The sequence below is a fragment of the Streptomyces sp. NPDC015130 genome (genome assembly GCF_043080005.1).
GTDB lineage: Bacteria > Actinomycetota > Actinomycetes > Streptomycetales > Streptomycetaceae > Streptomyces.
In genome coordinates this window covers 35,729-60,366 of sequence record NZ_JBIBVC010000025.1, presented here as the reverse complement: position 1 = coordinate 60,366, position 24,638 = coordinate 35,729, and the positions used below count along the sequence as shown (strand labels likewise).

At 73.3% G+C, this 24,638-nt stretch carries 18 protein-coding genes and 1 other RNA gene; 3 read left to right on the top strand and 16 right to left on the bottom strand.

Features of this window, described 5'->3' with window-relative positions; genetic code table 11:
- Window positions 1–139 precede the first annotated feature (139 nt).
- From ACF08F_RS35195 to ACF08F_RS35165, 7 genes are all read right to left on the bottom strand, one after another.
- Complete coding sequence (locus tag ACF08F_RS35195) at window positions 140–421, bottom strand: HU family DNA-binding protein (protein WP_017237029.1); 282 nt, start codon at window positions 419–421, stop codon at window positions 140–142.
- Window positions 422–733: 312 nt separating this feature from the next.
- Window positions 734–2,146 (bottom strand): NAD-dependent malic enzyme, encoded by a 1,413-nt coding sequence (locus tag ACF08F_RS35190; protein ID WP_392302615.1) that lies wholly within the window; start codon window positions 2,144–2,146, stop codon window positions 734–736.
- 413 nt (window positions 2,147–2,559) lie between these two features.
- Entirely contained in the window at window positions 2,560–4,899 is a 2,340-nt protein-coding gene (locus ACF08F_RS35185; protein WP_392302614.1) for a HelD family protein, read from the bottom strand.
- Window positions 4,900–4,972: 73 nt separating this feature from the next.
- Window positions 4,973–5,524 (bottom strand): GNAT family N-acetyltransferase, encoded by a 552-nt coding sequence (locus ACF08F_RS35180; protein WP_392302613.1) that lies wholly within the window; start codon window positions 5,522–5,524, stop codon window positions 4,973–4,975.
- A 59-nt stretch (window positions 5,525–5,583) separates the two neighbouring features.
- Window positions 5,584–6,723, bottom strand: a complete 1,140-nt coding sequence (locus ACF08F_RS35175; RefSeq protein WP_392302612.1) for a uroporphyrinogen-III synthase — start codon at window positions 6,721–6,723, stop codon at window positions 5,584–5,586.
- 84 nt (window positions 6,724–6,807) lie between these two features.
- Window positions 6,808–8,163 carry a nitrate/nitrite transporter gene (locus ACF08F_RS35170; protein ID WP_392302611.1) on the bottom strand — a complete coding sequence of 452 codons (1,356 nt, stop codon included), beginning with the start codon at window positions 8,161–8,163 and terminating at the stop codon, window positions 6,808–6,810.
- A gap of 273 nt (window positions 8,164–8,436) precedes the next feature.
- On the bottom strand, window positions 8,437–9,429 hold the full coding sequence (locus tag ACF08F_RS35165) for a LysR family transcriptional regulator (RefSeq protein WP_392302610.1): 993 nt from the start codon (window positions 9,427–9,429) through the stop codon (window positions 8,437–8,439).
- Window positions 9,430–9,512: 83 nt separating this feature from the next.
- On the opposite strand from ACF08F_RS35165, the gene ACF08F_RS35160 reads away from it, so the two are divergent.
- The gene (locus ACF08F_RS35160) at window positions 9,513–10,850 is read left to right on the top strand and encodes an MFS transporter (RefSeq protein WP_392302609.1); all 1,338 of its coding nucleotides are present in this window, start codon (window positions 9,513–9,515) and stop codon (window positions 10,848–10,850) included.
- Window positions 10,851–10,900: 50 nt separating this feature from the next.
- Here ACF08F_RS35160 and ssrA read toward each other — a convergent pair.
- The 5 genes from ssrA to ftsE all read right to left on the bottom strand — a co-directional run bounded on the left by ssrA (window position 10,901) and on the right by ftsE (window position 14,833).
- Window positions 10,901–11,294, bottom strand: a transfer-messenger RNA (tmRNA) gene (ssrA, locus tag ACF08F_RS35155).
- Between the two features lie 79 nt (window positions 11,295–11,373).
- Window positions 11,374–11,922, bottom strand: coding sequence for an SsrA-binding protein SmpB (smpB, locus tag ACF08F_RS35150; RefSeq protein ID WP_392302608.1), 549 nt, complete (start codon window positions 11,920–11,922; stop codon window positions 11,374–11,376).
- 18 nt (window positions 11,923–11,940) lie between these two features.
- Complete coding sequence (locus tag ACF08F_RS35145) at window positions 11,941–13,110, bottom strand: S41 family peptidase (RefSeq protein WP_392302607.1); 1,170 nt, start codon at window positions 13,108–13,110, stop codon at window positions 11,941–11,943.
- 78 nt (window positions 13,111–13,188) lie between these two features.
- Window positions 13,189–14,106, bottom strand: a complete 918-nt coding sequence (gene ftsX, locus ACF08F_RS35140) for a permease-like cell division protein FtsX (RefSeq protein WP_392302606.1) — start codon at window positions 14,104–14,106, stop codon at window positions 13,189–13,191.
- A 37-nt stretch (window positions 14,107–14,143) separates the two neighbouring features.
- The gene (ftsE, locus tag ACF08F_RS35135; protein WP_024761477.1) at window positions 14,144–14,833 is read right to left on the bottom strand and encodes a cell division ATP-binding protein FtsE; all 690 of its coding nucleotides are present in this window, start codon (window positions 14,831–14,833) and stop codon (window positions 14,144–14,146) included.
- Between the two features lie 235 nt (window positions 14,834–15,068).
- Between ftsE and ACF08F_RS35130 the strand changes: the two genes are divergently transcribed.
- Window positions 15,069–15,251, top strand: coding sequence for a hypothetical protein (locus ACF08F_RS35130; protein ID WP_055643192.1), 183 nt, complete (start codon window positions 15,069–15,071; stop codon window positions 15,249–15,251).
- A gap of 148 nt (window positions 15,252–15,399) precedes the next feature.
- Here the strand turns inward: ACF08F_RS35130 and ACF08F_RS35125 are convergent, their stop codons facing one another.
- From ACF08F_RS35125 to ACF08F_RS35110, 4 genes are all read right to left on the bottom strand, one after another.
- Window positions 15,400–16,212, bottom strand: coding sequence for an LPXTG cell wall anchor domain-containing protein (locus ACF08F_RS35125; RefSeq protein WP_392302605.1), 813 nt, complete (start codon window positions 16,210–16,212; stop codon window positions 15,400–15,402).
- A gap of 409 nt (window positions 16,213–16,621) precedes the next feature.
- Window positions 16,622–17,725 carry a peptide chain release factor 2 gene (gene prfB / locus ACF08F_RS35120; protein ID WP_392302604.1) on the bottom strand — a complete coding sequence of 368 codons (1,104 nt, stop codon included), beginning with the start codon at window positions 17,723–17,725 and terminating at the stop codon, window positions 16,622–16,624.
- A gap of 45 nt (window positions 17,726–17,770) precedes the next feature.
- Window positions 17,771–19,027 (bottom strand): serine/threonine-protein kinase, encoded by a 1,257-nt coding sequence (locus ACF08F_RS35115; protein ID WP_392302603.1) that lies wholly within the window; start codon window positions 19,025–19,027, stop codon window positions 17,771–17,773.
- Between the two features lie 109 nt (window positions 19,028–19,136).
- Window positions 19,137–20,894 carry a serine/threonine-protein kinase gene (locus ACF08F_RS35110; RefSeq protein WP_392302602.1) on the bottom strand — a complete coding sequence of 586 codons (1,758 nt, stop codon included), beginning with the start codon at window positions 20,892–20,894 and terminating at the stop codon, window positions 19,137–19,139.
- 450 nt (window positions 20,895–21,344) lie between these two features.
- On the opposite strand from ACF08F_RS35110, the gene ACF08F_RS35105 reads away from it, so the two are divergent.
- A partial coding sequence (locus tag ACF08F_RS35105; RefSeq protein WP_392302601.1) for an FHA domain-containing protein occupies window positions 21,345–24,638 on the top strand: 3,294 nt, incomplete at its 3' end.

Here is a 24,638-nt window from a genome sequence, read left to right as displayed (position 1 = left end):
CCCGTCCGGGCCCCGGTGGCGGGCCCGTGCCGGCCCCGGTGCGGGCCCTGTGCGGGCCCCTGTGAGGCCCGCACAGGGCAGACGAAAGGGCGGCCACCCCCTGACAGGGTGGCCGCCCTTCCTGCGCCTCTAGGCTGCCTTACTTGCCCTTGGCGGCTTCCTTGAGCTTCGAGCCCGCGGAGACCTTCACGCTGTAGCCGGCCGGGATGTTGATCGGGTCGCCGGTCTGCGGGTTACGAGCGGTGCGAGCGGCACGGTGGGTGCGCTCGAAGGTCAGGAAGCCGGGGATGGTGACCTTCTCGTCGCCCTTGGCGACGACCTCACCGACGGTCTCGGCGAGAGCGGCCAGCACGGCGTCGGCGTCCTTGCGGGTCACCTCGGCGCGGTCGGCCAGGGCGGCCACCAGCTCACTGCGGTTCATGTTGTTACTCCCGTGTTCTTCTTGCCTGTGAGGCGTGCCACGCGGCGGAAGCCGCGTGATTGGGTACAGCGAAGCCGATGCTGCCAGGGCCTTCGGACAGTCCCCGGACCCGGGTCTAATGACAGACCCTCGCGCCCAAACACGCATCCTGCCCCCACCAGCGGCGGGAACGCCAATCCGGCACCCCCTGGGGTCACACGAAAAGCGCCGGAGCCCCGTAGTGGTGACGTTCCGTCGACTCCGTGATTTCCGTGCGGAGCCGAAAAGCCACCCTAAAGGCGGGTTTGCGGCTCCGCGAATCGCGACGCGCCGTCAGCGACCGCTCGCGGCCTTGGCCGCGTTGCGCACGGCTCCGGCCACCGCGCCCGCGACCTTGTCGTTGAAGACCGACGGGATGATGTAGTTCGGGTTCAGCTCGTCCTCGGTGACCACGTCGGCGAGGGCCGAGGCCGCCGCCAGCATCATCTCCGTGTTGACGGTACGGGACTGGGCGTCCAGCAGACCGCGGAAGACGCCCGGGAAGACCAGGACGTTGTTGATCTGGTTCGGGAAGTCCGAGCGGCCCGTGGCGACGACGGCGGCCGTCTGGCGCGCGGCGGCCGGGTCGACCTCCGGGTCGGGGTTCGCGAGCGCGAACACGATGGCGCCGTCCGCCATGGCGGCGACGTCCTCGGCGCCCAGCAGGTTCGGGGCCGAGACGCCGATGAAGACGTCCGCGCCGACGACGGCCTGCTTGAGGGTGCCGGTGACGCCCTCGGGGTTGGTGTTGTCGGCGATCCAGCGCAGCGGCGAGTCGGCGGGGGCGTCCACGAGGTCCGCGCGGTCCGCGTGCACGACGCCCTGGATGTCGGCGACGACGGCGTGCTTGACGCCCGCCGCGATGAGCAGCTTCAGGATGGCCGTACCGGCGGCGCCGGCACCGGACATGACGACCCGTACGTCGCCGACGCTCTTGCCGACCACGCGCAGGGCGTTGGTCAGGGCCGCGAGGACGACGATGGCCGTGCCGTGCTGGTCGTCGTGGAAGACGGGGATGTCGAGGGCCTCGCGCAGCCGGGCCTCGATCTCGAAGCAGCGGGGCGCGGAGATGTCCTCCAGGTTGATGCCCGCGAAGCCGGGGGCGATCGCCTTGACGATGGAGACGATCTCGTCGGTGTCCTGGGTGTCGAGGCAGATCGGCCAGGCGTCGATGTCGGCGAAGCGCTTGAACAGGGCCGCCTTGCCCTCCATGACGGGCATCGCGGCCATCGGGCCGATGTTGCCGAGGCCGAGGACGGCGGAGCCGTCGGTGACGACCGCGACGGTGTTGCGCTTGATGGTGAGGCGGCGGGCGTCCTCGGGGTTCTCGGCGATCGCCATGCACACGCGGGCGACGCCCGGGGTGTAGATCATGGAGAGGTCGTCACGGTTGCGGATGGGGTGCTTGGCCGCCATCTCGATCTTGCCGCCGAGGTGCATCAGGAACGTACGGTCGGAGACCTTGCCGAGGACGACGCCCTCGATGGTCCGCAGCTGCTCGACGATCTCGTCGGCGTGCGCCGTGGAGGTGGCGGCGATGGTGACGTCGATGCGGAGCTTCTCGTGGCCGGAGGCGGTCACGTCGAGGCCGGTGACGGATCCGCCGTGGGACTCCACCGCCGTGGTGAGCTGGGAGACCGCGGTTCCGCTCGCGGGAACCTCCAGCCGGACCGTCATCGAGTACGAGACGCTGGGCGCCGTTGCCATGGCCGAGTTCCTCTGCTTTCCCTGAGCTTCATTGCTACGCCCGCCCCGGCTGGTTGCCCGGCGGCGCCCTCCGATGGTCGCACCTACCCGCGAGTAGCCGGTAATGCGGTCATTTTGTTTTCGGAAAGTAGTTTCCACCATACGAGAGACCCTGGGGAAACAGAAGAGGCCCCGATCACCAAGGGGTGACCGGGGCCTCAACTTCGTATGTACGTCTAAGTGGCACCGACCCGCCATGCTCGCCTCGCGGCAAGTGGTCCCTCTGAGGGACGAAGGTTGGGCCCGGGGGCTTGGATCGAGCCGGTGCCACGACAAGGCTAACAAACCACCCTGCCTGGTGATTCCAGCGCCACAGGTTGACCGGAAATCGGTCCTCGAATACCCCTGAATGCCCTGGAAACACCCCTCCCCGCTCAGTCCCGCAGCAGGTCCGGCACCCCCGCCTCGTCCGGCACGTCCCCCGGCCCCGCGACCACCGTGAGCTGCTGCGTCGCGCGCGTCAGCGCCACGTACAGCACCCGCAGACCGGCCGGGGACTCGTCCGCGATCTCCGCGGGCGAGACGACCAAGGTCGCGTCGTACTCCAGGCCCTTCGCCTCCAGGGAGCCGAGCGCCACCACCCGGTCGCCCAGCTCGGCCAACCAACGGGCGGCCTCCGCGCGCCGGTTCATCGCGACGACGACACCCACCGTGCCCTCGACCCGCTCCAGGAGCAGCGCCGCCTCGGACCGAACGGTTTCGGCCAGGTCGGCCTTGTCCTGAACCGCTACGAACCGGGGCTCGACGCCCGTCGAACGCACCGCGCGCGGCGATTCCTTGCCCGGCATGGCGAGGGCGAGCACCTTGGCGGCGAGCTCGGCGATCTCCGCCGGGTTCCGGTAGTTGACGGTCAGCTCGAAGCGCCGCCGCGGCCGGCTGCCGAGGGCCTCGTCCCGCGCCTCGGCGGCCTCGTCCGGGTCCGACCAGGAGGACTGCGCCGGGTCGCCGACGACCGTCCAGGTGGCGTGCCGGCCGCGCCGCCCGACCATCCGCCACTGCATGGGCGTGAGGTCCTGCGCCTCGTCGACGATGACGTGCGCGTACTCGGTGCGCTCGGCGGCGAGCCGTTCGGCCCGCTCGCGCTGGGTCTCCTCGCGTACGGGCATGAGCTCTTCCAGGCCCGAGAGCTGGTCCAGCGGGTCGTACTCCCGCTTCTTGCGGGGCCGGGCCGGGGCGCCGAGCAGGGTGTGCAGCTCGTCGAGGAGCGCCACGTCGTGGACGGAGAGCTCCCGGCGGCGCAGCGAGCGGGCGAGCCGTCGCACCTCGCCCGGGTTGAGGATCCGGCGGGCCCAGCGGCCGAGCCGCCGCTCGTCGGCCATGGCGTCGAGCACCTGGCGCGGGGTGAGCTCGGGCCACCAGGCGTCGAGGAACTGGAGGAAGGAGTCCTCGGTGGAGACGTCCTCGTCGAAGGAGGAGCGCAGCTCGGCCGCGAGCTCGGGGTCGCTGTGCCGGCCGGCCGCGCCGGACCTGGCGTAGAGCGCGTCGAGGAGCAGCCGGCGGGCGCGCGGGCGCAGCAGGTTGACGGGGGCGGTGCCGCCGAGGACGTTGTGGCGGATGCGCCGGAGGTCCTCGGCCTCCAGCTCGATCCGCCGGCCGAAGGCGACGACCCGGAGCCGGGTGGGCGTCCCGGCGGGCGCGGCGGCCTCCTCGCCGAACTCCAGCTGGTCCCCGGCGGGCTGCCGGGGCGCGGGGGTCTCCAGGGCGCCGCGGGCGGCCTTCCGCAGCACGTGCAGCATGCGGGAGGAGCCCTTGACGCGGGCGACGGCCGGCTCGTCGTAGGCGGTGGCCTCGGCGCCGTCGACGAGGCTGCCGACGGCGCGGATCGCGACCTGGCCCTCCTCGCCGAGGGAGGGCAGGACGCCTTCGGTGTACGAGACGAGGAGCGGGGTCGGCGAGACGATGAGGATGCCGCCCGCGTACCGCCGCCGGTCCTGGTAGAGCAGGTAGGCGGCCCGGTGCAGGGCGACGGCGGTCTTGCCGGTGCCGGGGCCGCCCTCGACGTACGTGACGGAGGCGGCGGGCGCGCGGATGACGAGGTCCTGCTCCGCCTGGATGGAGGAGACGATGTCCCGCATGGTGTGGCTGCGGGCCTGGCCGAGGGCGGCCATCAGGGCGCCGTCGCCGATCACGGGCAGCTCGCGCCCGTCGAGGCTGGCCCGCAGCTCGGGGCGCATCAGGTCGTCCTCGACGCCGAGGACCCGGCGGCCCTTGGAGCGGATGACGCGGCGGCGCACGACGCGGCCGGGGTCGACGGGCGTCGACCGGTAGAAGGGCGCGGCGGCGGGGGCGCGCCAGTCGATGACGAGCGGCGCGTAGTCGGAGTCGAGGACGCCGATGCGGCCGATGTGGAGGGTCTCGCCGATCTCGGCCGTGTTGTCGGCGCGCACGGCGTCCTCGGCGGGCTCGACGGAGGTGTAGGCGCCGTCGGGGCCCTTCTTGCCGTCCTTGCCGTACAACAGGTCGATCCGGCCGAAGAGGAAGTCCTCGAACTCGTTGTTGAGCCTGTTGAGGTGGATGCCGGCGCGGAACACCTGGGCATCGCGCTCGGCGAGGGCGCCGGGCGTGCCGACCTGGCCCCGCTGGGCGGCGTCGTTCATCAGGAACTCCGCCTCGTGGATCTTCTCCTCCAGCCGGCGGTAGACCCGGTCAAGATGTTCCTGCTCGACACCGATCTCACGGTCCCTGACCGTGTCCACGGCTTCCTGCGCGGCCACCTAAGGCCCCCTTCTCACGTGCACTGGGCAGCCGTCGAGCGTACGCCACCGGATGGCACCGTGTCAGGCGCGATCACCGTTCAACGTGGGGTGATCCCGGAAAGCCGGGCGGCGGGTCGTCGTGCAGGATCCGCTGGAAGAGGTGGTGGTCGCGCCACTCGCCGTCGATGTGGAGGTAGCGGGGCGCGGTGCCGACGGGGACGAACCCGCTCTTGGCGAGGACCCGTTGGGAGACGACGTGGTCGAGGACGGTGCACGCCTCGATCCGGTGCATCCCGAGCTCCTCGCGGGCGGTCCGGCAGGCCTCCTCGACGAGCGCGGTGGCCACGCCGCGCCCGGTGTGCTCGCGGTCGACCCAGTAGCCGAGGGAGCCGCTGCGGAAGGGGCCGAGGACGATCCCGGAGAGGATGGCGCAGCCGATCACGGTGTCCCCGTCGACGGCGAACCACCGCACGCCGCCGTCGGCGAGCCGCTCGGCCTGTCCCTCGGCGGTGTAGTACCGCTCGGGCCGGTACGGCTCCCAGGGCTTCATGTGCTCCCGGTTCCGCAGCAGGGCGGCGGCGAGCGCGGGCGCGTCGGCGGGTTCGGCCGGCCGGATGCGGAACGGGGCGGGGGGTGCGCTCATCCCCGTACCGTAACTCCCGTCCCGTCCCTCCCGCGGGGCAACTCCCGTATCGCAGCTGGTCACACGGTGCCGTACTTGTCGTCCGCCGTCGGGTCCAGGGCCAGCCGGTAGCCGCGCTTGACGACGGTCTGGATGAGCTTCGGGGTGCCGAGCGCGGCCCGGAGGCGGGCCATGGCCGTCTCCACCGCGTGCTCGTCCCGGCCCGCGCCGGGCAGCGCCCTCAGCAGGTCGGCGCGGGAGACCACCCAGCCGGGGCGACGGGCGAGCAGTCCCAGGAGGGCCATCCCGGCGGGCGGGACGGGGCGCAGGAGTCCGTCGACGAGGACCGCGTGGCCGCGGACCTCGACCCGGTGGCCGGCGACCGGCAGGACCCGGGAGCGGGCCGGGAGCTCCGTGCAGAGCAGCTGGACGAGCGGGCCGAGGCGGAAGCGCTCGGGCTGGTACGTGTCGATGCCCTCGGCCTGGAGCGGGAGCGCCGTCACGGGGCCGACGCACACCGCGAGGACGTCGTGCCGGAGCGCGGCGACGAGTTCCGCCCGTACGCCCTTCTCCGCCGCCCGGGAGAACAGCGAGGCGGCGGCGGGGGCGCTGGTGAAGGTCACCGCGTCCAGGGTGCGGGCGAGGACCGCGTCGAGGAGCCGGTCCAGGGGGCCTGTGTCCTCCGGGGGCATCCAGCGGTAGACGGGGACGACGACGACCTCGGCGCCGCCGGCCGTGAGGGCTTCCACGAAGCCGGGCAGCGGCTCGCCGTGCAGCTGGAGGGCGACGCGGCGGCCGGCCACGCCCTCGGCGAGGAGCCGGTCGAGGACCTCGGCCATGGACTCCGAGGAGGGCGACCAGGACTCGGTGAGTCCGGCGGCCCGTACGGCTCCCTTGACCTTCGGGCCCCGGGCGAGGAGCTCGACCTCCCGCAGGACGGCGAGGAGCTCGTCCCCGTACCCCCAGCCGTCGGCGGCCTCGACCCAGCCCCGGAAGCCGATCGCCGTGGTGGCGACGACGACGTCCGGGGCGTGGGCGATGAGGTCCTTGGTGGCGGCGAGGAGTTCGGTGTCGTCCGCGAGGGGCACGATCCGCAGGGCGGGACCGTGGACGACGGCCGCGCCGCGCCGGCGCAGCAGCGCGATGAGTTCGTCCGCGCGCCGCGCCGCGGTGACGCCGACGGTGAAGCCGGCGAGGGGGCCGTGTTCTTGCTCGTCCATGGGGCCTGAGCCTGACGGGGTCGCGTGTCGGACTCGGTTCGCGCGTATTTCCTGGCCGTTACGGTCCGCGCCGGGCACGGTGGATCACACCTTCGCGTATCCGGGCCGGGTCTCCGGGTCCTCGGCGCCCTCGGCGGTCTCGGGCACGGCGGTCGGCCGGCGAAGGTATACCGCCCAGGTGACGACGATGCAGGCCGCGTAGAAGGCGAGGAAGGCGACGAAGGCTCCGGTGCCGGTGCCGGCGGTCTGGAAGGACTGGCGGAAGGCGAGGTTGATGCCGAGGCCGCCGAGCGCGCCGACGGCGCCGATGAGGCCCATGGAGGCGCCGGAGAGCCGCCGCCCGTAGGCCTCGGCCGCCTCTCCCGCGAGGCCCTTGCGGTGCCCCTGGGCGAGGAAGATCGCCGGGATCATCTTGTACGTGGAGCCGTTGCCGAGGCCGCTGAGGACGAAGAGGCCGATGAAGCCGACGAGGAAGACGGTGAGGGACTCGGTCACCGAGGCGTAGATCACCACGCCGGTCGCGGCGGCCATCGCGGCGAAGGTCCCCAGGGTGATGCGGGCGCCGCCGTGCCGGTCGGCGAGGGAGCCGCCGACGGGCCGGATGAGGGAGCCGAGGAGCGGGCCGATGAAGGTGAGCGAGGCGGCCTGGAGCGGGGTGCGTCCGAACTGGGTCTGGAGGACGAGCCCGAAGGCGAAGCTGTAGCCGATGAAGGAGCCGAAGGTGCCGATGTACAGGAAGGCCATGATCCAGGTGTGGCGGGCGCGGACGGCCTCCTTGGCGGCTCCGGTGTCGTTCCTGACCGGGGCGAGGTTGTCCATGAAGAGCGCGGCGCACACGGCGGCGGCGACGATCAGGGGCAGGTAGACGCCGAGCACGATCCTGGGGTGCATGGCACCTGCGGTGCCGATGACGAGCAGGCCGACGAGCTGGACGACGGGGACGCCGATGTTGCCGCCGCCCGCGTTGAGGCCGAGCGCCCAGCCCTTCTTCCGCAGCGGGAAGAAGGCGTTGATGTTGGTCATGGAGGAGGCGAAGTTGCCTCCGCCCACGCCGGTCAGCGCGGCCACCAGGACGAACGTCGTGTACGAGGTGCCGGGCTCCATCACCGCGAAGGCGAAGCCCGCGGGGAGCAGGAGGAGCAGGGCGCTGAAGACCGTCCAGTTCCGGCCGCCGAAGCGGGCGACGGCGAAGGTGTACGGGATCCGGATCAGCGCGCCGACGAAGGTGGCGGTGGCGATCAGGAAGAACTTCCCGGCCGGGTCGATGCCGTACTGCGGCCCCATGAAGAGCACCATGACCGACCACAGGCTCCAGATCGAGAAGCCGATGTGCTCGGAGATCACCGAGAAGATGAGGTTCCGCTTTGCGATCCGCTCCCCCTTCTCACGCCAGAAGGTCTCGTCCTCCGGTTCCCACTGCTCGATCCATCGGCCAGCCATCACGCACCTCCACGGAGTCGGAACCCTGATGCGACCGACGCTAGGGAGGTCGCGTTTCAGCCCGGTGCCGCGAGGTGACGGGGACGGAACCTTGCTCTCACCCGGAGTACGACGTCCCTGTGAGCGCCCCCCGTTCTTTCCGGCTCGGTTCGCCTCCGGGGCGCACGAGCCGGGCTCACAGGGCCGACCGTGCTCGCCCTCCTCGTCCCTCGGGAGACTCCGCGCGCTCGACCCTGTTCCCCCGGCGCGCCCCTTCGGCTCACTCGCCGGGCCCTACCGGCGGACGTCCCCGCCCGCGGCGGGCGCTCCCGGCAGTCCCGGCTCGTCCTCCGGCAGCCAGCAGTCCGCCGGGCGGGTCCGCCAGTCCTCCCGGGCGCCGATCTCGGCGACGGCGGCCCGCAGGGCGTCGAGGGCGGGATGGCGCAGCCCCTTGCGCCACACCAGGCTCACGGGCGACAGGGGTACGGGGTCGACGAGCGGGCGCAGCACGCTGCCCGGCATGGACGGGAAGCTGACGACGGCGAGGACCGGGGTGCGGTGCTTGGCCATGATGCGGCCGAACTCCTCCTTGCCGACGGCGAGCGGCGCGGGCGGGGCGATCGCGATCCCGCGCCCGGCGAAGAGCCGGGCGGCGAGGTCGGTCCACTCGGGCGTGCGGTCGTTGCCCGCGCCCGCGTAGACCCGCTCCCCGGCGAGCCCGGCGAGCGGGACCTCGGGCAGGGCGGCGAGCGGATGGTCCTCGGGGAGGATCACGGCCATCGGCTCGTACCGCACGAAGGCGAAGTCGAGCCGCGCCCGCAGCCCGGCGTCGAGCCCGCCGTACCGGCCGAAGGAGGCGTCGAGCCGGCCGGCGAGGATCTCGCGCACGGCGCCGGTGAGCCCGCTCTCGTAGCGGGCCATCAGCTCCTGGTCCGGGGCGAGTTCACGGGCCCGGAGGAGGACCTCCTCCGGGCCGAGTCCGGGGCTGTTGAGGTCGACGAGCAGCGGCCGGGGCGCGGCGCGGAAGGCCTCGCCGAGCTCGTCGTGGGCGGCCAACACCCTGCGCGCGTACGGGAGGAGCCGCTCGCCGTCGGCGGTGAGGGCGACCTGCCGGGTGGTCCGCACGAAGAGCTCGGTGCCCAACTCCCGCTCCAGCCGCCGGATGTCACGGCTCAGCGCCTGCTGGGCGAGGTAGAGGCGGGCGGCGGCCCGGGTGAAGTGCAGCTCCTCGGCGACGGCGGTGAAGGCGCGCAGGAGGCGGGGGTCGGTGTCGTACGAGGAGGGCATCGCCGCATTTAACAACACGGATGCGTGAATGGCCACCGATCAAGTGTTGGACCGGCGGGGACCGCGCCCGCGAACCTTGGTCCATGCCGCAACCGGACCTCACCCTCACCCCGGCGGGCCCGGCCCTCGCCCCGCGCTACGACGACCCGCGGGCCGGCCACCGCCCCGCCGCCTCCGGGACCACCGACCACCGCCCGACGAACCACCGCCCGGCCGCGCACAGCGGCCCCGCCGCCCCCCGGCCCCTCCCCCGAAACCCCTACCTCCGCCTCTTCGCCCTTCCCGGCACCCGTGGCTTCACCGCCGGGAACCTGATGGCCCGGATGCCCAGCGGCATGTTCGGCATCAGCGCCGTGATCATGATCGCGGGCCGCTACGACTCCTACGCCCTGGCCGGCGCGGTCACCGCGACCGGCCTGGCCGCCGGGGCGCTGACCGCCCCCTGGATCGCCCGGCAGGTCGACCGCCGCGGCCAGGCGCGCGTCGCCGTCCCGGCCGCGGCCTACATGGCCCTGGGCCAGCTGCTCCTGCTCCTCTGCGTCCACGGCGAGGCCCCCGTCTGGACACTCTTCCTCATCACCGCCACCACGGCCACCGCCCCGAACATGGGCGGCATGTCCCGGGCCCGCTGGGCGCACCTCCTCCGGGACGACCCGGACGCCCTGCACACCGCGAACGCCTTCGAGCAGGCCCTCGACGAGCTCTGCTTCATGCTCGGCCCGGTGCTCGCCGCGTTCCTCTGCTCGCTGCTCTTCCCGGAGGCCGGCACCCTCGTGGCCGCGGCCCTCCTCCTCGGCGGCGCGCTGCTGCTCACGAGGCAGCGCGCGACGGAGCCGCCGATCGCTCCCCGTACCGCGGCGGGCTCGCCGCTGCGGACCCGGGGCATGGTGCCGCTCCTCGCGGTCTTCCTCGCCACCGGGGCGATCTTCGGCTCGATGGAGGTGGTGGCGCTCGCGTTCGTGGACGGCCCCGTCGCCGGCCCCGTCCTCGCCCTCCAGGCCGCCGGCTCCTGCGCGGCGGGCCTCCTCTACGGCCGCGCCCGCCGCACCGCCCGGCTCCGCACCTGCCTGGCCGCACTGACCGTCCTGATGGCGATGCCGCTGCTCGCCGCCACGACCGGCTCGCTCCTCGCGCTCGCGGGCGGCCTGCTGGTGGCGGGCATGGCGACGGCCCCGACGATGCTCACCGGCATGGGCCTGGTCCAGCGGCTGACACCCGCGTCCCAGCTCAACGAGGGCATGACGCTCGCGGTGACCGCGCTCCTCGCCGGTGTCGCGGCGGGTTCCGCCACCGGCGGCTGGGCCGCCGACCACGCCCCCTTCCCCGCCTTCGGCTTCCTCGTCCCGATCGCGGCGGCGAGCCTGGCACTGGCCCTGTGCGCCACGACCGGCGTGGGCCGGCGCATCCCCGCCCGGACATGACGAAGGCCCGGCGGTCGGTGACGACTGCCGGGCCTGCGCCCACATGGGATGAGTGGAGATGGCGGGAATCGAACCCGCGTCCAACGGTGCGGAATCAGGGCTTCTCCGTGTGCAGTCTGGTACGAGTTTCTCAGCCCTCCGGATCACCCAGACAAGTCCGGAACGGGCTCAGCCACTGTTTGATTTCCCTCCAACCCCCGTGACCGGGGCTAGAGGTTTAGATCCCTTAATGACGCCAGGATCCGGGTCGGGACCACCCCCGGGCTGACGCTCCTCACAGAGGCTTCTGTTCGTTACCTAAAATTAGGCAGCGAGGGCGAAGCGGGAGTTATCGCTCTTGGTGTTGGCGATTATTGGTTGCGACATATGGTTTACGAGATCATTGCCGCTTCCTCGACACGCTTCCCACTGCTTCGGCATCCGCTGTCGAAACCGATCATCCCCATGTTGTTTTTTCAAAGGTCGCACCCTCTGTGGGGTGCAGGCCCATCGTACGTGACCGACGGGCGCGCGTGCCAGCCGATTAGCCGCGCTCGGCCGCCTGGGCCGCCCGCTGCCTCCGCTTCGCCGCCGCGACGGCCCGGTTCGTCTCGCGCGTGTCCTGCTTCTCGCGGAGCGTCTGGCGCTTGTCGTACTCCTTCTTGCCCTTGGCGAGCGCGATCTCGCACTTCACCCGGCCGCCCAGGAAGTACAGCGCGAGGGGCACGATCGTGTGACCCGTCTCCGAGGCCTTCGACTCCAGCTTGTCGATCTCGGCGCGGTGCAGCAGCAGCTTGCGCTTGCGCTTCGCCGAGTGGTTCGTCCAGCTGCCCTGCATGTACTCCGGGACGTGGATGTTGTGCAGCCACGCCTCGTGGTTGTCGATCTGGACGAAGCCGTCGACCAGCGAGGCCCGGCCCATCCGCAGCGACTTCACCTCGGTGCCCATGAGCACGACACCGCACTCGTAGGTGTCGATGATGTGGTAGTCGTGGCGCGCCTTCTTGTTCTGCGCGATCAGCTTGCGCTCGGGCGCCTTGTCCGTCGTCTTCTTCGCAGGCTTGCCCTGCACGTTCACGAGTCCCTTTGCCATAGTGCGGTCATTTTCGCACTACGAGCCCCCTCCGAGGCCACTCAATACCGTACGGGCCCGCTCCTCGGCCTTCTCCGCGGCCGTCAGGTCGGGCGTGATGCCCCGGCCGTCCACCGCGTGACCGGCGGGCGTGCGGTAGTGGCCGACGGTCAGCTCCGCCACCGAGCCGTCCGGCAGCGCGCTCGGCATCTGCACCGAGCCCTTGCCGAAGGTCCGCGAACCGACCGTGACCGCCCGGCCCCGGTCCTGGAGGGCGCCGGTGAGCAGCTCGGCCGCGCTCATCGTGCCGCCGTCGATCAGCGCCACCAGGGGCCTGCCGGTGTCGCCGCCCCGGTCCGCGTAGACGGCCCGCTGCTCGCCCTCGACGTCGTACGTGGCGACCAGGCCGCCGTCGAGGAAGGCGGAGGCGGCGACGGCGGCCTCCGCGACCAGGCCGCCGGAGTTGCCCCGCAGGTCCAGGAGGACTCCGGCGCCGGTGGGCGCGTCCCGTACCGCGTCCCGCACGCGCGCGCCCACGCCCTTGGTGAAGGCGGCCACCTTGATCAGTACGGCCCCGTCGTCGAGGCGGCGGACGGTCACCGGGTCCGTCGCGAGCCGGGCCCTGTGCAGGGTCTCGGTCCAGGCGGACCGGTCGCGCCCGACCCGGAGGGCGACGGCCGAGCCGGGGACGCCGTCGCCGCGGAGCAGGGAGACGACCTCGGAGACGGAGAGCCCGCCGACGGCGCGCCCGTCGACGGAGAGGAGCCGGTCGCCGGCCTTGAGCCCGGCCCGCTCGGCGGGGCCGCCGGCCTGGACCCGGGTCACCTCGACCCCGTCCTCGCCGGCACGGCCGGCGGAGAGGCCGACGCCCGTGTAGGCGCCGTCGAGGGCCTGCTCGAACTCGGCGTACTCCTTCTTGTCGTACACCGCGCCCCAGCGGTCGCCGCTGCGGCTGACGAACTCCTCGGCGGCCTGCTTGCCCGACTTCCCGTCGGCCATGGCCGCGGCGGCGGCCCGGTTCAGGGCGGCGCGGTCCACCGTGGCCGTACGGGCGGGGTCCGACGACTCCGCGCCCGCGACGTCCCGCCGGGGCAGGGACCCCGTGGCGGCGGCAGTGGCGAGGACGCCGGTGAAGACCAACGACAGAACGGCCCCACGGAGCACTCCGCGGGGCCGGATACAGAAGTGGCGTTCGCCGCCGGCCGGCATGGCGCCCACTCTAGGACAAGGCAATGGCGCCGCACGGGCTTTGCCCGCACGACGCCATCCGCTGTCAGGGGTGTCTTCTCACACCTTCAGGTACTTGCGCAGTGCGACGAAGGCGGCCAGGGCCGGCATGAGCAGGCCGATGGCGAGCACGAGCGGCAGCTTGGCGAGGACGGCGTCCCAGCCGATGAAGTTGACCAGCTGCATCTTCTCGGCGAGCGCGATGCCGTGGTCGATGAGGAAGTACCGGCCGACGAGCAGCAGCACACAGGCGACGGCGCCACCGAGGAGTCCGGCGAAGGCGGCCTCCATGATGAACGGCATCTGGATGTAGAAGCTGGACGCTCCGACGAGCCGCATGATGCCCGTCTCGCGGCGGCGGCTGAAGGCCGAGACGCGGACGGTGTTGACGATCAGCATCAGCGCGATCACCAGCATCAGACCCATGACGCCGAGAGCGGCGATGTTCATGCCGTTCATCAGGTCGAAGAGGTTCTGCAGGATGTTCCGCTGGTCCTGGACCGATTCCACGCCGTCCCGGCCCGCGAAGGCCGTGGCCACCACCTTGTACTTCTCCGGGTCCTTGAGCTTGACCCGGAACGACTCCTGCATCTGGTCCGGCGTGATGACGGAGGCGATGGCGGTGTCGCTGTACTGCTCCTTGTAGTGCTTGAACGCCTCGTCGGCGGACTCGTGGTGGACGTCCTCCACGATGGTCATGTCGCGCAGATCGGCCTCGATCTGCTCCTTCTGCTGTGCCGTGACCGCGCCCTTGGCGCACTTGGGCGCGGTGGCCGCGTCCGTCTTGTTGCACAGGAAGATGGAGACGTTGACCTTGTCGTACCAGTAGTCCTTCATCGTGCTGACCTGCTCGCGCATGAGCAGCGCGCCGCCGAAGAGGGCGAGCGAGAGGGCCACGGAGACGATGACGGCGAAGGTCATCGTCAGGTTGCGCCGGAGGCCGACGCCGATCTCGGAGAGCACGAACTGAGCGCGCATGGTGACTGCTTCCCCTACCTGTTCTTCGCCGGCCCGCTCAGTGCTGGTATCCGTAGACGCCGCGCGCCTGGTCGCGGACGAGACGGCCCTTCTCGAGCTCGATGACGCGCTTGCGCATCTGGTCGACGATGTTCTGGTCGTGGGTCGCCATGACGACGGTGGTCCCTGTCCTGTTGATGCGGTCGAGCAGCTTCATGATGCCGACGGAGGTCTGCGGGTCGAGGTTGCCGGTGGGCTCGTCGGCGATCAGCAGCATCGGGCGGTTGACGAAGGCGCGGGCGATGGCCACGCGCTGCTGCTCACCACCGGAGAGCTCGCCCGGACGCCGGTCCTCCTTGCCGCCGAGCCCGACCAGGTCGAGCACCTGCGGCACGGCCTTGCGGATCTCGCCGCGCGGCTTGCCGATGACCTCCTGGGCGAAGGCCACGTTCTCGGCGACGGTCTTGTTGGGGAGCAGGCGGAAGTCCTGGAAGACGGTGCCGAGCTGGCGCCGCATGTGCGGCACCTTCCAGTTGGAGAGCCGGGCCAGGTCCTTGCCGAGGACGTGCACCTGGCCCTGACTGGCGCGCTCCTCTCGCAGGAGCAGTCGCAGGAAGGTCGACTTTCCGGAGCCGGACGAACCGACGAGGAAGACGAACTCCCCCTTCTCGATCTCCAGGGAGACATCCCGGAGCGCGGGGCGGTTCTGCTTCGGATAGGACTTGGAGACGTTGTCGAATCGGATCACGGATGCACCACGGTCGGCCGGGAGTAGGTGTGCGTGACCTTACGCGAACGGGGAAGGCCCGCGCAGTCGCGGTCCTGGCTTGCGCGCTTTATCCTTTTCGCCCTTTCGGACGGGCGGTGGGCGTTCCGGTGGGGCGCGCCGAAACGTGCCGGAGCTGGCAGAGTGGTAGGGGGAACGTCCGGATCCCTCCGGACGTTGTCCTGGTGTGGATCCCTGTGCGGGAGGAGGAGAGCGCATGACCTATGACCGACTGGTGTGCGCCAACTGCGCGGCCCCGGTCGCCGAGGGCCGTTGCCCCGTCTGCCGCGCGAACCGGGAGCGTCTGACCCCCCAGGGCCTGACCCCCGCGATGCTGCTGACGCTGGCGATCGCCCTGCTGGCCGCGATCGCGCTGCTCGCAGCGGTCCAGGCGGCCTAGGGCCTGCTGTGGCGGGTCTCGCCGCCCCGGAGCCCCCGTCGGGCCGGGCGGACGCCACACACGAGCCGGAAGCACGGCGAAGGGCCGGGGAGAGCGATCTCCCCGGCCCTTCGTCACGCATGCGCGGTCAGGCGCTCCCGCGGTTCGATCAGACGGCGGCGTTGCCGCCACCGACGAGACGCGGCAGCATGCGGAAGCCGATGCCGCCGGCGATCATGGTCGCGGCGCCGATGACCAGGAACGAGGTCTCGGCCGCACCGGTCTCGGCGAGCTCCTCCTTGGCCTGGCCCTGCTGCACGGGCTGCGAGCCGGCGTTGTTGGTGTCGGTGTTGCTGTTGCCGGTGTCCACGCACTCGGCGCCGTCGAGGTCGACGGTGCAGGTGCCGGGGTCGCCGGAGCCGGAGTCGGTGGAACCGCTGTCGGACTCGTCCTCGGGGGTGACCGGGTTGTCGGTCGCGCCCGGGTCGGTGCCGCCGTCGCCGATGTCGCCGCCGTTGTCGTTGCCACCGTTGTCGTTGCCGTTGTTGCCGTTGCCGGGCCGGGTGGTCTCACCCGGGCCGGGCTCGGTGGTCTCGCCGGTGCCGGGCTCGGTGGTCTCGACCGGCGGGGTCGTCTCCACCGGAGGCGTGGTCTCGACCGGAGGGGTGGTCTCCACCGGCGGGGTCGTCTCGACCGGCGGGGTCGTCTCCACCGGAGGCGTGGTCTCGACCGGCGGAGTGGTCTCCACCGGCGGGGTCGTCTCGACCGGCGGGGTCGTCTCCACCGGAGGCGTGGTCTCCACCGGCGGGGTCGTCGGCGGCAGCGTGGCTTCGCAACCGGCGGTGCCGGGAAGGCACGTGTCCGTCGGGGTCGGCTCGTTCTCGTTGAAGGCACCCACGGCCTGCGCGGCACCGGCCGCGGTCAGCGAGGCTCCGGCCGCGATCACCGCTCCGGCGGCGATGCGCGCGAATCGGATTCGCATCTGCTTGGTCATCTGGCTGCTACCCCCAGTAGCTCAAACTCGTCATGGGGCAGCGCTCGGGGCCTTGCGCGGCAGGGGCGGCGCACGACTGGGCCGGCCCCCGTTCACACGCGCCCCAGAAATGCGCATGCCAGTACGTCACCCTTCCGAGTTTCCGATAAAGCGTCAAGGCCGTTGCGCGTGCGATGCCCGAAAGATCCACAAGTGCCTGGCATCGGACGATGCAACTGTGACGTAAACGCGTAACTCCGGGCCCGACGGGACCAGTTCCCTTGTCGACAAAGCGCCCCGACGGCCCCGCTTCCGCTTGCGTCAGCGAATCCGCGCCCCGGTACGGAACGAGTCCGGGCCCCGCACCGAGGAGGTGCGGGGCCCGGACTCGTACGGCTGAACGGGTCAGCCGGGAAGGCTACTTGTCCTGCTGCTTGCGCCAGCGGATGCCGGCCTCGAGGAAGCCGTCGATCTCGCCGTCCAGGACCGACTGCGGGTTGCCGACCTCGAACTCCGTCCGGAGGTCCTTGACCATCTGGTACGGGTGGAGGACGTACGAACGCATCTGGTTGCCCCAGGAGCTGCCGCTGTCCTTGAGCGCGTCCATCTTCGCGCGCTCCTCCTGGCGCTGCCGCTCCAGGAGCTTGGCCTGGAGGACGTTCATGGCACTCGCCTTGTTCTGGATCTGGGAGCGCTCGTTCTGGCAGGAGACCACGATGCCGGTCGGGATGTGCGTGATGCGCACCGCCGAGTCGGTGGTGTTGACGCCCTGGCCGCCGGGGCCCGAGGCGCGGTAGACGTCCACGCGCAGGTCGGACTCCTCGATCTCGACGTGGTCGGAGGACTCCACGACGGGGAGGACCTCGACGCCCGCGAAGGAGGTCTGGCGGCGGCCCTGGTTGTCGAAGGGCGAGATGCGGACCAGGCGGTGGGTGCCCTGCTCGACGGAGAGCGTGCCGTAGGCGTACGGCGACTTCACCACGAAGGTGGTCGACTTGATGCCGGCCTCTTCCGCGTACGAGGTCTCGTAGATCTCCGTCGCGTAGCCGTGGCGCTCCGCCCAGCGCAGGTACATGCGCTGGAGCCGCTCGGCGAAGTCGGAGGCGTCGACGCCGCCGGCCTCGGCGCGGATGTTGACCAGCGCCTCGCGCTCGTCGTACTCGCCGGAGAGGAGCGTGCGGACCTCCATCTCGTCGAGGGCCTTGCGGACGGAGCCCAGCTCCGTCTCGGCCTCGGCGAGGGTGTCCGGGTCGTCCATCTCCTCGGCGAGCTCGAAGAGCACCGCGAGGTCGTCGATGCGCCCGCGCAGGGTCTCGGCCTTGCGGACCTCCGCCTGCAGGTGCGAAAGCTTGCTCGTGATCTTCTGCGCCGCCTCCGGGTCGTCCCACAGGGACGGGGCCGCGGCCTGCTCTTCGAGCACGGCGATGTCGGCCCTCAGCTTCTCGAGGTCCAGGACGGCCTCGATCGACCCCATGGTCGAGGAGAGGGACTTCAGCTCTTCGGATACGTCGACGACTGCCACGCGTCCAGCGTAACGGCTCCGGGCCAGGAGCCGAACCTTTGCCCGCTACGGCTGCGACGACTGCTTCGAGTCCTGCGGCGGCGCGTCCCCGTCCCCGGAGGCCACCAGGTAGCCGCCGGCACCGAGCGCTCCGGCGACCACGACCGCCGCGACGGCCAGCGTGATCCTGCGCTTGCGGACCACGCCCGCCTTGTGGCGGGCCGAGCCGGGGCGCGGGGCGCCCGCCGAGCGGGGGGCCCGGGCGGTGCCGAGCGGGCCGCCGGAGAGCTCGTCGGGGGCCGGGACCCGCATGGAGGTGTGGGTGTCGCGGTTGGAGTCGGCGGAGGCGCCGGGGACGAGCGGGACGGCGGCGCGGCGCGGGCCGGGCTCGCCGGTGCCCGTGCCGGTCGCGTACGCGTCCTCCTCGTACGGCTCCGAGGCCTGCGCGGACGCCGCGGCCGGTTCCGCGTCGGGCTCGTCCACGTCCAGCGGCGGGATGCCCTTGAGGAGCGGCAGGACGTCCTTGAGGCGGGCGGCGAGCTCGGAGGCCCGCAGCCGGGAGGCGGGGGCCTTCGCCAGGCACTGCACGATCAGCTGCCACAGCTCCTCGGGGATGCCGGGGAGCGGGACGACGGTCTCGGTGACGTGACGGCGCAGGACGGCGCCGGGGTGGCCGCCGCCGAAGGGCGTGAAGCCGGCGAGCAGCTCGTACAGGACGGTGGCGAGGGCGTAGATGTCGACGGCGGCGCGCGGCGGGAGGCCCTCGACGATCTCGGGGGCCAGGTAGTCGGGGGTGCCGATGATCCGGGTGGCCTTGGTGCGGCCGGGGGTGTCGATCAGCTTGGCGACGCCGAAGTCGGTGAGAAGGGCGGGGTGTGCGCCGCCCGGGCCGAGCGGGCCCTCCATGTCGAGCAGGATGTTCTCCGGCTTGACGTCCCGGTGGACGACCCCGGCGGCGTGCGCGGCGGCCAGGGCGTCGGCGACGTCGGCGACGATCGCGACGGCGGCCTCGGGGGCGAGCCGGCGCTCGCGGTCCAGACGGGTGCGCAGGTCGGTGCCGCGCACGAGGTCCATGACCAGGGCGAGGTCGTTCCCGTCGACGACGAGGTCGCGGACCTTGACCACCCGGGGGTGGTCGAGGCCGAGCAGGGCGGTGCGCTCCTGGACGAAGCGGCCGACGAGTTCCTGGTCGGAGGCCAGGTCCTCGCGCAGCAGTTTGACGGCGACGGGCCCTTCGGGTCCCTCGCCGAGCCACACCGTTCCGGCGCTGCCCCGCCCGAGGATCTGGTGGGTGGTGTAGCGGCTGCCGATGTTCCGTGCCAAGACTGCTCCCTCAGCGGCTGCGGTTCGCGCGTCAAAGCTACGCGTCCGCAGCCGCCGGTCGTCACTTCCGAACGGAAATCACCCCTCGGAAGTCGATAAATCGGCAGTATTACTGTCCCGTACCGCCGGTAGTACCCCCGGAGCCGGTGGCCTCGCCGATCGTGGAGATCCAGTCGGTGACCTTCGAGATGCCGTCGCCGATGGCCTCCCAGTAGCCCTTGCCCTCGGCGATCCAGCCCTGGAGCGGGGTCAGCTCCCAGATGAGCCAGCCCGCGACCACGAACAGGACGATCGTGAACAGGCAGCCCTTGAGGCAGCCGAGGCCGGGGATCCGCATCGGGTTCGCACCGCGCTGGCGCGGCGGACGCGGCTCGCGCGGCGGACGCGGTGCGGGCGCCTGGGGCGGCGGCTGCGGCGGCGTGTACTGCTGCTGGGGCGGCTGCTGGGGCTGGGCGTACTGCTGCGGGGGCGGCGGCGGAGGCGCGTACTGCTGCGGCTGGTGCTGCTGCTGGTACTGCTGCGGCGGGGCGGGGCGCTGCTGGCCGTACTGACCCTGCCGGCCCTGCTGGCCGTACTGACCGGGCCGGCCCTGCTGGCCCTGCTGGCCCTGCTGGCCGTACTGGCCCTGCTGGCCCGGCTGCTGCTGGGGGCGCTGCGGGCGGCGGCGCAGGGGGTCCTCGCTCGGGTCGAGGTACTGCACCTGCGTCTGCTCGTTGCGGTCGCGGGCCGCGCGCAGCTGGCTCTGCCAGGGGTGCGGGTCCTCGGACTGCGGCGGCTGGGACGGTACGGGGGGCATGACGGCCGTCGGGTCGGCGCCGCCCGCCGGGCCGCTGGTCGGCATCACGCTGGTCGCGGCGGCCGGGTCGTACTGCGCGGGGGCACCGGCGCCGGTGCTGGGCAGCACCTGGGTGGCCCCGGCCGGGTCCACGCCCGGGGTCTCGGGGACCGGCGCGGGCGCCGGGTCCGGGGCGAGGAGCGCCCCGACGCCCTCCGCCGCCTCGATCTGGGCGGGTGTGGCGTGGACGCCGATGCCGGCGGCGACGGCGCGCAGGCCGCGGGCCAGGTTCTCGGCGCTCGGGCGGCGCTCGGGGCTCTTGCTGAGGCAGCGCTCTATGACCGTCCACAGCGGCCCGGGCACGGTCGAGGGCCGGCGCGGCTCCTCGCTGAGGTGCCGGTGGAGGACCTCCAGGGCGGTGCCGCCCGCGAACGGGGGCCGGCCGGTGACGAGCTCGTACAGCAGGATGCCCGCGCCGTAGATGTCGACGGCGGAGGTCTGCGGGCGGCCCTCGGCGGACTCGGGCGCCACGTACGCGGGCGTGCCGACGAACTCGTGGGTCCGGGTGAGGCCCGGGGAGTCCGCGAGGCGCGCGATGCCGAAGTCGGTGAGCATCGGGTGCATCTGGCCGCCCTGCTCGGCGAGCAGGACGTTGGCCGGCTTGAGGTCGCGGTGGACGACGCCGTCGGCGTGGCTCGCGGCGAGCGCGTCGGCGATCTGGGCCGTCAGGAGGGCGGCGGCGACCGGCGTGAGCGGGCCGCTCTCCCGGATGTACCGGTGCAGGTCGGGGCCCTCGACGAGGTCCATGACGAGGGCGAGGACATCGCCCTCGACGACCAGGTCGCGGGTGCGCACGATGTTCGGGTGGGTGAGCCGGAGGAGCACGGACCGCTCGCGCAGGAAGCGCATCACGATGTCCGCGTCGTTGGCCAGCTCCTCCTTCAGGACCTTGATCGCCACGGTCTCGCCGGGCTGGCCGGCCACGGCCGCCTCGGCGCCGGCCGTCTCCCGCTGGCGGGCTCGCCAGACGGTGCCCGTGGCGCCGCGTCCGAGCGGCTCCTCGAGCAGGTACTTGCTGCCGATAGGCCGCACGTCACGCGCTCCCTGCTGATCGTGGTCCTGGGGTGGTCTCGTATGGGTCCCCGGGGTCCCTGTTCTCTGTTGTGACCCGTCCGGGTGTCCGACCCACTTTAGTGCCGCCGAACGGGTCACAGGCCGCTCGTCCACAGGCGGAACTTGCCCGGAACTTGTCCGGAAGAAGACGCTCCACGGCGTGCGACGGTTGCCCGGCATGCTCCTGAGGCATGCCCAACCAGGCATTTTTTGGACCACAGCCGACCAATCAAGATCACTTGTGGCCGACCCGGGGGCGGGTTGTCGGTGGCAGGTGCGAGGATGCCTACAGCACGTCGCATCGGTGGGGTCGGGAGCCCCCGCGCCGTGCCGACCTGTACCGGACGACGCGTCCGTGCCGGGTGGGGGGAGTCACACAGGGCAGTCCCCCTGCCGGGCATCCCCGCGCAGAAGGGACCGCTGACGGCGATGCAGATCCGGCTGACCGTCCTCGCGCCGCACACGGGCCATGGCGGCCACGGCGGCCACGGCGCCGCGCGCGCCTGCGACGTGCTCGTCACGGCCCCCGCCGGGACGGCGCTCGCCGCCGTCGCCTCCCAGCTCGCCGCCGCCGTCACGGGCCCCGACACCTCCGCCTCGGGCGCGACCGTGCTCTACGCGGGCGGGGACCGGCTCGACAGCCGGCGCAGCGTGCTCGGCGAGCCCCCGCTCGTCGACGGCGCCGTCCTCTCGCTCCAGGTCCCCGGGCCCGACGAGCGGGTCGACGAGGCCGCGTCCGCCCGGCTCCACGTGGTCGCGGGGCCGGACGCGGGCGGGGTGCACCTGCTGCACGGCGGACCGATCAGAATCGGCCGCTCCGTCGACGCCGACGTGCCGCTCGACGACCCGGACGTCTCGCGCGCGCACTGCACCGTGACCGTCGGCGGCGACGGCCGCGTGACCGTCGCCGACCTGGGCTCGACGAACGGGACGACGCTCGACGGCGCCCCCGTCGGCGACCGCCCCGTCCGGCTCCTCCCCGGCTCCCTGCTGCGCCTCGGCGAGTCCGCCCTCCGCCTCACCGGCCCCGGCGACGAGCCCGGCGGCACGGAGGCGGTGGCGACGGCACCCGACGGCGAGGGCCACCTGCGTGTCGCGCGCGGGACGGCCGGGCCCTCGGGCGCGAAGCCGACGCCCGCCGGGCCCCCGGGACGCGCCGCCGACGACGCCACGCACGGGGGCGCGCGCGGTGTCGCGTACGACTCCTCCCACGCCCCGCACTCCGCTCGCCCCGCGTCCCAGGACACCCGGCCCGACGACGGCCACCCGGCCCCGTACACGCGGCCGTACGCCTCCGAGGCCCACGGCGACCGCCCCGCGACCGCCGGCGCCCCCGGCCACACGCGCGCGGAGGAGCCCGGGGACACCCACGACCACACGGGCGGCGAGGCCCACAGCCGGACCCGCAGGACCCGCCCCCAGGGCGCCGCACCGGCTCCCGCGTCCGGCCGCGCGGGCGGGAAGCGCGGGCTCGGCGCGTGGGCCCGGCGGCTCACGGGCGGGCGCGAGGAGCTCCCGGCCCAGGACGGCGGCTCCAGGACCTCCCCGGACACCCACGCGGGCACCCCCGCCGGCGCCCTCGGCGGCCCCGGCGGACGGGACACCGCGACCGGGCCCGGCGCCGGACCGGAAGCGGCCCCCGGCGGCGGTCTCCGTCCCGGCCCCGGGGCGGACACCTGGCCCGACCCGGCCACCGTCCTGCTCACCGCCCTCGGCCCGGGCCCCCGCCTCTGGGAGCGGGCCGAGGACCACGCCGAGTCCCTGGTGGTCCGGCTCGGCACGACCGACCGCGCCGAGCTCTCCGGGGTACCGGTCACCGTCGGACTGCGCGAGGTCGGGTCGCTCGGCCTCGCCGGCCCCGCCGACCGGCTCGCCGGCCTGGCCCGCTCGGTCGTGGCCCAGCTCGCCGCCCTGCACTCCCCCTCCGATCTGGAGATCGTGCTGATCAGCGCCGACCGGAACCGCCCCCTGGAGGAGCGGCGCCGCGCCTGGGGCTGGCTCGGCTGGCTCCCGCACGTCCGCCCGGCCCACGGCCAGGACTGCCGGCTGCTCCTGGCGTACGACCGCGAGCAGGCCCACGCCCGGACGACCGAGCTGACCCGGCGGCTCGACGACGGCCCCCTCGGGCCCGGCTGGCCCAGCGCCGACCGCGCGTCCGTCGCCGAGGCCGCCGCGCGCCACACCGGGACGGCGACGGTCGTGATCGTCGACGGCGACCCCGGTTCCGCCGCGCTGCGCGAGACGGTCGCACGGCTCGCGGGTGCCGGAGCGGCGGCGGGCATCCACCTCCTGTGCCTCGCCGAGGCGCCCTCCGCCACCCCGGAGTCCCCGGTCGCCGCCACCTACGAGGCCGCCTGCGCCGCCTCCCTCGCCTTCCGCGAGTGCGGGGCCGCCGCGCTCCTGAGCGGCGACGTGGCGACGGCGCTGCGCCTGGTCCGCACCTCCGGCGGACGGGTCGCGGGCCACGGCACCGTCGGTGTCGTCGATGCGGTCTCCGTCGCCTGGGCCGACCGCTTCGGCCGCGCCCTCGCCCCGCTGCGCACCGAGACGGCCGCGGCGCCGCACGGGCGGGCCGCCGCGCTGCCCCCGTCGGCCCGCCTGCTCGACGAGCTGGGCCTCGCCCGGGCGACCCCCGCCTCCCTGCTGGCCCGCTGGGCCTCCGCCGGGGACGGGACGGCCGTGCTCGGCGCGGGCCCGCGCGGCCCGCTGTCGGTGGACCTCACCCAGGAGGGCCCCCACCTGCTGATCGAGGGCCCCGCGGGCAGCGGCCGGACGGAGCTGCTCCGCTCGATCGCCGCGTCCCTCGCGGCCGGCGGACGCCCGGACCGGCTGGGCCTGCTCCTCGTGGACGGGGCGGGCGGCGATCGCGGCGAGGGCCTCGCGGTCTGTACGGAGCTGCCGCACGTCACGGAGCACCTCGTCGCCTCCGACCCGGTACGGATGCGGGAGTTCGCCCAGGCTCTCGGCGCCGAGCTGAAGCGCCGGGCGGAGATCCTGGGCGACGGCCACTTCGCCGACCGGCGCGGGTCGCGTGGCGCGCAGACCGCCGCCGACCGGCTGATCGGCCAGCGCTCCCCGAGCGCGGCGGAATCCGTGCCCCAGGGCGCCCGCGCGACCGTCCGCGTCTCCGACCAGGGCGACGTGCCGGACCGCCCGAGCGGCCGCACCCTGCGCACGGGCGACGGCACGATCGGCGCCCTGCCGAGCCCGCACGGCGCCCGCACCGCCGAAGGCGACCTCGGCGGCCGCCCGAGCGGCAGGATCACGTACTCCGCCACGGACGACCCGAACGGCCGCACCGCCGGACGCCGGCCGTACCCGGGCGCGGACGACCTCGGGGCCCGCACCGGCGGACGTGTCCCGTACCCCGGCGCCAACGACCTGAACGGCCGCCCCAGCGGCCGCACCCTCCGCGTCGGCGACGACACCGACCAGGGCGCGCACGACCTGACCGACCGCCCCAGCGGCCGCGTGTCCCGCACGGGCTCCGGCGACCTCGGCGACCGCCCCAGCGGACGCGTGCCCTACCCGGGCGCGGAGGACGTGAACGGCCGCCCCAGCGGGCGCGTCCCCTACCCGGTTGCCGACGACCTGACCGACCGCGCGAGCGGCCGCGTGTCCCGCACCGGCTCCGGCGACCTCGGCGACCGCCCCAGCGGACGCGTGCCCTACCCGGGCGCGGAGGACGTGAACGGCCGCCCCAGCGGGCGCGTCCCCTACCCG